The organism is Frankia sp. CcCS3 (genome assembly GCF_977927575.1).
In genome coordinates this window covers 2,641-11,298 of the sequence record NZ_CDWRCL010000135.1, presented here as the reverse complement: position 1 = coordinate 11,298, position 8,658 = coordinate 2,641, and the positions used below count along the sequence as shown (strand labels likewise).

Sequence of the window (8,658 nt, the reverse complement as noted above, 5' to 3'; positions counted from 1 at the left end):
CCCCCGAACCCACATTGAAAATTAATATACTAATTCCCCGAGGCCCTACTTCGACGACGTCGGAGGCGGGCCTCACGTCTATGCGGAACGGCGCGGTCCGGAATACCGGCCATCTCCCTCCGACACCCGCCGGGACACCACGACACGAAAGCGGAGCCGGGGACTCCGAAAATCCCGGACGGCAGTCGGCCCCGATCGCCCAGGGTCAGCCTTTCGTGACATAGCAGAGACCGAAAATTAACAATCACGGAACAGGAAGGTAACTGGGCACGACAAGGCTCCGGTCGAACCCTCCCGTCATTCGCGGCCTGGGTCGGCTGGCCAGGCCGATCACGAAGCCGCTCCGTAACGTGCAGGATCAACCACGGGGAGTATGAGTGAGTTATCAGGCCGAATACATCTGGATCGACGGCACCGAGCCCGAGCCGCTGATGCGCAGCAAGACCCGCATCATCAGGGACGGTAAGGAGCCGGAGATCTGGGGCTTCGACGGCTCGAGCACCAACCAGGCGCCCGGATCGAACTCGGACTGCGTGCTGCGGCCCGTCTTCGTCACGCCCGACCCGCTGCGGGGTGGCGACAACCTCCTGGTGCTCTGCGAGGTCGAGCTGACCGACTTCACGCCGCACCCGACGAACACCCGGGCCGCCGCCCGGACCGTCGCCGAGAAGTACGCCGACATGACGCCGATGTTCGGCATCGAGCAGGAGTACACCTTCTTCAAGGACGGCCGTCCCTACGGCTGGCCGGAGGTCGGCTACCCCTCGCCGCAGGGACCGTACTACTGTGGCGTCGGCGGCTCGAAGATGCCCGGCCGCCAGATCGTCGAAAGGCACGCGCAGGCCTGCCTCGACGCCGGTCTCGCCATCGAGGGCACCAACGCCGAGGTCATGATGGGCCAGTGGGAGTTCCAGATCGGCGTGCTCCCCGCCCCGGCGATCGGCGACCAGATTTGGCTGGGCCGCTGGCTGCTCCACCGGATCGCCGAGGACTACGGCGTCGAGGTGTCGTTCGCCGCCAAGCCGGTCCCGGGCGACTGGAACGGTGCCGGCGCGCACACCAACTTCTCCACCAGGCAGACGATGGAGGGCTGGGACGCCATCGTCGCCTGCTGCGAGGCGCTCGGCACCCGGGTGCTGGAGCACGTGACCCACTACGGTCACGGCATCCAGGACCGACTGACCGGTAAGCACGAGACGGCTCCGTGGAACAAGTTCTCCTGGGGCGCCTCCGACCGCGGCGCGTCGATCCGGATTCCGTGGGCTGTCGAGAAGGCCAAGAAGGGCTGGCTGGAGGACCGCCGCCCGAACGCGAACATGGACCCGTACCTGGTCTCCGCGCTCATGATTGACACCTGCTGCAGCGCCCTGGCCGGCGATAAGCCGACGCTGTTCGTGCCGTCCCAGACCACCCCGGCCCCGGCCGGGGCAACCGTCTGACGAACGGTCACCAGGCCGGAGCACAGGCTGCCGTGGCGGTACTCCCGACGACACGACCGCCTGCCCGGTCTTACGGTGGCGCGGTTCCGGCACCACCGGGCGTGCTAGCCGAAATCCGCGGTCCGCTCGCGCGCGAACACCTCCTCGACGACGGCGCGGGCCAGCGCCGCCGACCGGCGGTGCTCGGCGACGAGCTCGCCGGCCCGGTCGGAGGGATATCCCGCCGCGCTCGCCATCGCCTCCAGACCGGGCGGGCGGTCAGGGACGACGTCCGGACGCGGCCAGCCGGCCAGCGTGCTCGCGTTCCGGATGCGGGAGGCGGACATCCAGGCCGCGCGCAGGATCTCCGCCTCGCTCGCGTCGAGCAGACCGGAGACGACCGCGGCCCCCAGGCCCTCGAGCGTCGACGTCGTGCGCAGCGTGGGAATCTGCCGGCCGTGGCGCAGCTGGAGGATCTGCACCGCCCACTCCACGTCGGTCAGCCCCCCGGGGCCGAACTTCAGGTGCAGCGCGCGATCGACTCCCCGTGGGATCCGTTCCCGCTCCATCCGCCCGCTCAGGCGGATGATCTCGTCCAGGGCGCCCGCGGGAAGCGTGGTCGGGTAACGCACCGTGTCCGCTAGCCGGCAGAACCGGTAGGCAAGCCCGGGATCACCGGCCAGGGGCTCCGCCCGCAGCAGCGCCTGCGACTCCCACTCCTGCGACCACCGTTGGTAGTAGGCCGCGTACGCCTCCAGCGTGCGTGAGGCCGGGCCACTGCGCCCCTCCGGACGCAGCGCTGTGTCCAGGCGCAGCGCCGGATCGGGTCCGGGAACGGCGAGCAGCCGGTGCAGCTCACCGACCACCTCGGCGACAGCCCTGCTCGCCCGGTCCGCTGACGCCCCTGGCCTGGCCTCGTGCACGAACAGCACGTCGGCGTCGCTGCCGTAGGACATCTCCGCGCCGCCGAGCCGGCCCATCGCGATCACCGAGATCCGCGCCGGCAACGACTCCGGGTCACCTCCGGCGACCCTGCGCTCGGCGACAAGCAGGGACGCGGCGATGGTGGCGGCCGCGGCGTCCGCCAGCGCCCGGCCCACGGCTGCGACGTCCTGCAGGCCGAGCAGGTCCGCGCAGGCGACCCGGACCAGTTCGACGCGGCGCACCGCCCGGGCCCGCCCGACGGCCTCCTCCCAGTCGGGGTTGCGGTGGGCGATCGCCACCATGGTCCGGACCAGTGCCTCCCGCGGCACCGGGACGAGATCGTCCTCGGTGCGCAGCAGCCGCACCGACTCCGGCGCGCGGGCCATCAGGTCCGCCACGTACCGGCTGGTCGCGAGTACCCGGGCGAGCCGGTCCGCGGCGCCGGCGGAGTCCCGCAGCAGCCGCAGATACCACGGGGCGCGCCCGAGTGCCTCGCTGACCCGGCGATAGGCCAGCAGCCCGGCATCGGGATCGGGGGCGTCGGCGAAGGCGGGCAGCATCGTCGGCAACAGGTGGCGTTGGATCGCGGCCGTCCGGCTCACCCCTCTGGTCAGCGCCTCGATATGGCGCAACGACCGGTCCGGCGCGGCGAATCCGAGCGCGGCCAGCCGGTCGGCCGCCTCCTGGGGAGTAAGGCGGATCTCCTCCGTCGACAGGCGGGCGACCGCCTCCAGCAACGGCTGGTAGAAGAGCTTCTCGTGCAGCGATCGGACGGATCGGACCACCCGGGCGTGGGCGTCCTCGAACGCCTCCGCCGTGCGCAACCCCATCGACCGGGCCAGCCAGCGCAGCTCGGTGGCGTCCCGGGGCAGGGTGTGCACCCGGCGCAGCCGTTGCAGCTGAAGGCGGTGCTCAGCGTTACGGAGAAAACGGTAGGCGTCGGCGAGCCCGGCCGCGTCGCGCCGACCGACGTAGCCGCCGCGGGCCAGACCGTCGATGGCGCCCAGGGTGGATGCGACCCGCAGCTTGGCATCCACCCGGCCGTGGACGAGTTGCAGCAGCTGGACGGCGAACTCGACGTCGCGCAGGCCGCCCGGCCCCAGCTTGAGATTGCGCTCCGCCTCCGCGCGGGACAGCGTCGACTCCACCCGGCGCCGCATCGCCCGCACGTCGGCCACGAAGCCGGGACGGGAGGCCGCCGTCCACACCATGGGCGCGACCATCGCGCAGAACTCGGCGCCCAACGCCAGGTCGCCCGCGATCGGGCGGGCCTTGAGCAACGCCTGGAACTCCCAGGTCCGGGCCCAGCGGCGGTAGTAGGCGTGATGGCTGGCGAGCGTGCGGACCAGGGCACCGTCCCGGCCCTCCGGGCGAAGCCCCACATCGACCTGGAACAGCGCACCGGCGGCGGTGACGGTGCCGGCGGCTCGGACCAGCCCCTCCGCCAGCCGTGCCGCCGCCGTCAGTACCGCCGGCCCGGCCGGTTCCGCCCCGATCTTCCCCCCGTTCGCCGTACCGTTCGCCGCATCGCGGGGTGCCGTCGGCTCGGCGACGAACACGACATCGACGTCGCTGACGTAGTTCAGTTCCCGTCCGCCGCACTTGCCCATGCCGATCACGGCGAGCCGGACCGGGGGCAGCCGCGGGTCGAGCCCGGCACGGGCGACCGCCAGCGCCGCGTCCAGCGCGAATCCCGCCAGATCGGCGAGTTCGGCCGTGGCCTCGTCGAGTGGCACCGCGCCGGTCAGGTCCCGCGCCGCGAGGACCAGCAGCGCCCTGCGGTACGCGGTCCGCAGGGCGTCGAGGATCTGGGGACCGTCGCCCGCCGCCCGGGGCGCCGGATCGTCCGGATCCGCGCCGACCGCGCGCAGCAGACCTGCCCGCACGCTCGCCGCCTCCGGCGGGGTGGTGACCACCTCGTCGGCTTCCAGGATGTGCCAGTCCGCCGGATGGCGGGCAAGATGATCGCCGAGCGCGATGCTCGCGCCGAGCACGGCGGCGAGCCGTTCCCGCAGCCCCTCGTGGCGGGCCAGCGCACCGACGAAGGCCGCGCCCCCGGCCGGGCCGAGGGCGTCCACGAGCCGGTCCAGCGCGGCGAGAGCCCGGTCCGGATCGGCCGCAGCCGCCAGCGAGCCGACCACGACGTTGGCCTCGAGCCGTTCCTCGCGCACGATTCCCACGGTGGCGGGACCGGGCAGGACATCCCTGCCGGCGGTGGGCGACTGGACGGCCGGGCTGAGCAGGCCGAGGCGGCGCATTGTCGTCTCGACCCGGTCGACGTCGGTGAAGCCGAGTCGCGCGAGCTGCGCGGCGACCGAGCTCCCCCGCGGATGGGCCGCGACCGGTCCCGGCCCGACCGGCCCCGCCCCGGCTGTGGGGGGCCGGGTGCCGGTCCGCCCGGTCATAGCACCGGCAGGTACCGGTCGATCTCGAACGGGGTCACCTGCCGACGGTATTCCAGCCACTCGGCCCGCTTGTTCCGCAGGAAGAAGTCGAACAACTCGTCGCCGAGGGTCTCCCGCACAAGCGCGGAACGCTCCATCACCTTGACCGCCTCGGCGAGCGAGCCGGGCAGAGCGGTGATCCCGCGCTCACGACGCTGCGTGTCGGTGAGCGTCCAGACGTCGTCCGCCGAAGCCGGTGGCAGCTCGTAACCACCCTGGACACCCCGCAGGCCGGCTGCCAGCACCAGGGCGAAGGTCAGATACGGGTTGCACGCGCTGTCCGGCAGCCGGAACTCCACCCGGGTGGCGTTGGATTTGTGGAGCTTGTAGAGCGGAACCCGCACGAGCGCCGAACGGTTGTTGTGGCCCCAGCACACATAGGCCGGCGCCTCCAGCACCTCGCCGACCCGCTGGTCGCCGATGAGCCGCTTGTAGGAGTTCACCCACTGGTTGGTCACCGCGGTGATTTCGGCGGCGTGCGCGAGGAGCCCGGCGATGAAGGCCTTCGCCACCTTGGACAGCTGATAGTCATCGGTCGGGTCGTGAAAGGCGTTGCGGTCACCCTCGAAAAGGCTCAGATGGGTGTGCATCCCCGACCCGGCCTGGTTACCGAACGGCTTGGGCATGAAGGTGGCGTAAATACCTTGCCGCAACGCCACCTCCTTGACCACCTGGCGGAAGGTCATGATGTTGTCGGCGATGGTGAGGGCGTCGGCGTAGCGGAGATCGATCTCCTGCTGGCCGGGGGCCACCTCGTGGTGGCTGAACTCCACCGAGATGCCCAGCCGTTCGAGCATGCTGATGGCCTGTTGCCGGAAATCATGGCTGATGTCATTGGGGGTCAGGTCGAAGTAGCCTGATTCGTCCACCGGCGGGGGCACCGGGCCACCGCGTTTCGGCGGCTCCCTGAGCAGGAAGAACTCGATCTCCGGATGGGTGTAGAACGTGAACCCCGCGTCGGCCGCCCTGGCTAGCGCGCTCCGCAGCACCCAGCGCGAGTCGGCGGCGGCGGGCGTGCCATCCGGCATCACGAGGTCGCAGAACATCCGGGCAGTGAGCGGATGTTCACCGCGCCAGGGAAGCACCTGGAAGGTGGAGGGGTCGGGCCGGGCCAGCATGTCGGCCTCGTGTACCCGCGCAAAGCCCTCAATGGCGGACCCGTCGAAACCGATACCCTCCGCCAGCGCCCCCTCGAGCTCCGCGGGGGCGATCTCTACCGACTTCAGGTACCCAAGTACGTCGGTGAACCAGAGCCGAACGAAGCGGATGTCCCGCTCCTCCAGAGTCCGGAGAACGAACTCCTGCTGTTTGTCCATAGTGCCTCCGCGCTGAGGATGTGGACTCGACGATACGGGCCACCCGATGTGCTTATCCCGAGCATAGCGACTACATCCGTTCGTCGCTGTGATGTTGCCTGGTAGCAACCAGTCCGCCAACGGCGTGTTACCTACCCTCCCGACACGGGACCTAACGGCCCACGCCGCGACCGCCTACGCTGCAACCATGGCCCAGCTGCGGATCGCCCTCGCCCAGGTGGACACGACCGTCGGGGATCTCGCTGGTAACGCCGACCTGGTCAGTACCTGGACGAAACGGGTCGTCGCCGACGGCGCTCATCTGATCGCCTTCGGTGAACTCACGTTGACCGGCTATCCGCCGGAGGACCTCGTCCTGCGCCGGTCCTTCGTCGCCGCGAGCCAGCGGGCGCTGGTGGCCCTGGCCCGCCGGCTGGCCGAGGAGGGGTGTGGCGAGATCGCCGTCGTCGTCGGCTACCTCGATGCGTCCGCGCAACCCGCGCCGAGTGTGGGACGCCCGGCCGGTGAACCGCAGAACGCCGCCGCGGTGCTCTGGGGCGGCGAGGTCGTCGCGCGTTACGCCAAGCATCACCTGCCGAACTACGGCGTCTTCGACGAGTTCCGCTACTTCGTGCCCGGCACGGCCTTTCCGGTGCTGCGGCTGCACGGGATCGACGTGGGCGTGACGATCTGCGAGGACCTGTGGCAGCAGGGCGGGCCGATCACCGTGGCCCGCCGGTCCGGGGTCGGCCTCGTCCTGTGCATCAACGGCTCCCCCTACGAGCAGGGGAAGTCCTTCCAGCGCGACGCCCTGTGCGCCGAGCGCGCCCGGGAGGCCGCGGCCGCCCTGGCCTACGTCAACCTCGTCGGCGGGCAGGACGAGCTGGTCTTCGACGGGGACTCCCTCGTCGTCGACGCCGCGGGGGAGCTCGTCGCGCGGGCCCCGGTCTTCAGCGAGGCGCTGCTGATCACCGACCTGGACCTGCCCGCGGCCGGTCCCGGCCCGGCGCGGGCGGTGTCCGGGGCCATCGACGCCGGGGCCATCGACGCCGAGGATGGCACGACGATGACGGTGACGCGCACGATACTGGCCGCCGAGCCGCTGGCACCGTTCACCCCCCTGCCGCCGGTCGTCGCCGACCGCCCCGAGCCCGCCGGGGAGCTGTACACCGCGCTGGTCACCGCCACCCGCGACTACATCCGTAAGAACGGCTTCTCCTCGGTGGCGCTCGGGCTGTCCGGCGGTATCGACTCCGCGCTCGTCGCGACCATCGCGGTCGACGCGATCGGCGCCGGCGCCGTCCACACCGTCGCCCTGCCCTCGGGCTACTCGTCGGGGCACTCGGTGACCGACGCCGCCGAGCTCGCCCGCCGCCAGGGCACGCGGCACTCCGTGGTGCCCATCGAGCCGATCGCCGCCGCGTTCCGCGCCGCCGCCGCCCCCCTCGGCGGGCTGCACGGCCTCGCGGACGAGAACCTGCAGGCCCGGGTGCGCGGAACGCTGCTCATGGCGTTGTCGAACCAGCATGGGCACCTGATCCTCACCACCGGCAACAAAAGCGAGCTGGCAACGGGGTTCTCCACCCTCTACGGAGACAGCGCCGGCGGCTACGCCCCCATCAAGGACGTCTCGAAGACCCGCGTCTGGGAGCTGGCGCGCTGGCGCAACGCCGCCGCGGAGAAGCGTGGCGAGGTGCCGCCCATTCCCGAGGAGATCATCGTCAAGGCGCCGTCCGCCGAGCTTGCCCCGGGCCAGCTCGACTCCGACCGGCTGCCCGACTACGGCATCCTCGATCCCGTCCTGGACGACTACGTCAGCCACGACCAGGGCCGGGCCGAGCTGATCGCGGCCGGGCACGATCCGGCCGTGGTGGACAAGGTGATCCGGCTCGTCGACCTCGCCGAGTACAAGCGCCGACAGAACCCGCCCGGGCCGAAGGTGACCTCCAAGGCGTTCGGCCGCGACCGCCGACTGCCGATCACCTCCCGCTGGCGCGAGAACCCGCCGGCCTGACCAGCCGCGCGGGCCGGGGCCAGCCGCGCGGCTCGAGTCGAGCCGTTACAGCCGGCGCTCGTTTTATGCCTGGCCCTTAGGAGTCGAAATGAAATAACTTGCGCATTTCGAACCCTCCACAGGACTGTGACCTGCGATGATGCTCTCGATCACGTATTTGTTACTTCATTACGTCCCCTTACGCCCCATACCGAGTGCCTTTCGGTACAGCTCCGGGACGCGGTATCGCTCGGTGTCATCGCGGGTACCAAGATCGATGCCGAGGAGGCCGACCTCCAGCCCGAGGTTCTCGACGTCCGAGTCGACCTCCAGCTCTCGCGCCGGAAACGGCGTACGTCCGATCCCCCGGAGGGCATCGAACAAGGGAACGAGCTCGGCAAACTCGTCCTGCAGGGAGTCGATTTCCTGTTCACTGATGTCATCCAGCGACTCCACGAGCGCCCGGGGACGTATCAGGCTGCGCTCGTAGTAGGGCGGTGCCAGCGACAGTCGCCGCTCTCGGTCAGCGGCGAGGTGGAAAAGCCGGACAAGCGAGCGTGGCGAGTGGTTTCCATTGCTGTCCG

The 8,658-nt window shown here is 70.7% G+C and carries 5 protein-coding genes; 2 read left to right on the top strand and 3 right to left on the bottom strand.

Annotated elements, in window-relative coordinates; all coding sequences use genetic code 11:
* Positions 1–377 precede the first annotated feature (377 nt).
* Positions 378–1,439 carry a glutamine synthetase GlnII gene (gene glnII / locus AC08OQ_RS12720; RefSeq protein ID WP_476602022.1) on the top strand — a complete coding sequence of 354 codons (1,062 nt, stop codon included), beginning with the start codon at positions 378–380 and terminating at the stop codon, positions 1,437–1,439.
* 104 nt (positions 1,440–1,543) lie between these two features.
* Here glnII and AC08OQ_RS12715 read toward each other — a convergent pair whose 3' ends face one another.
* Both AC08OQ_RS12715 and AC08OQ_RS12710 read right to left on the bottom strand, forming a co-directional pair.
* Complete coding sequence (locus AC08OQ_RS12715) at positions 1,544–4,747, bottom strand: bifunctional [glutamine synthetase] adenylyltransferase/[glutamine synthetase]-adenylyl-L-tyrosine phosphorylase (RefSeq protein ID WP_476602023.1); 3,204 nt, start codon at positions 4,745–4,747, stop codon at positions 1,544–1,546.
* Positions 4,744–6,102 (bottom strand): glutamine synthetase family protein, encoded by a 1,359-nt coding sequence (locus tag AC08OQ_RS12710; protein WP_462187556.1) that lies wholly within the window; start codon positions 6,100–6,102, stop codon positions 4,744–4,746. The genes AC08OQ_RS12715 and AC08OQ_RS12710 overlap by 4 nt, the downstream gene beginning before the upstream one ends.
* A gap of 187 nt (positions 6,103–6,289) precedes the next feature.
* Here AC08OQ_RS12710 and AC08OQ_RS12705 point away from each other — a divergent pair, with 187 nt between their 5' ends.
* Positions 6,290–8,095, top strand: a complete 1,806-nt coding sequence (locus tag AC08OQ_RS12705; RefSeq protein ID WP_476604085.1) for an NAD+ synthase — start codon at positions 6,290–6,292, stop codon at positions 8,093–8,095.
* 168 nt (positions 8,096–8,263) lie between these two features.
* Here AC08OQ_RS12705 and AC08OQ_RS12700 read toward each other — a convergent pair.
* The coding region (locus AC08OQ_RS12700; RefSeq protein ID WP_476612066.1) for a hypothetical protein at positions 8,264–8,658 on the bottom strand (395 nt) is incomplete at its 5' end.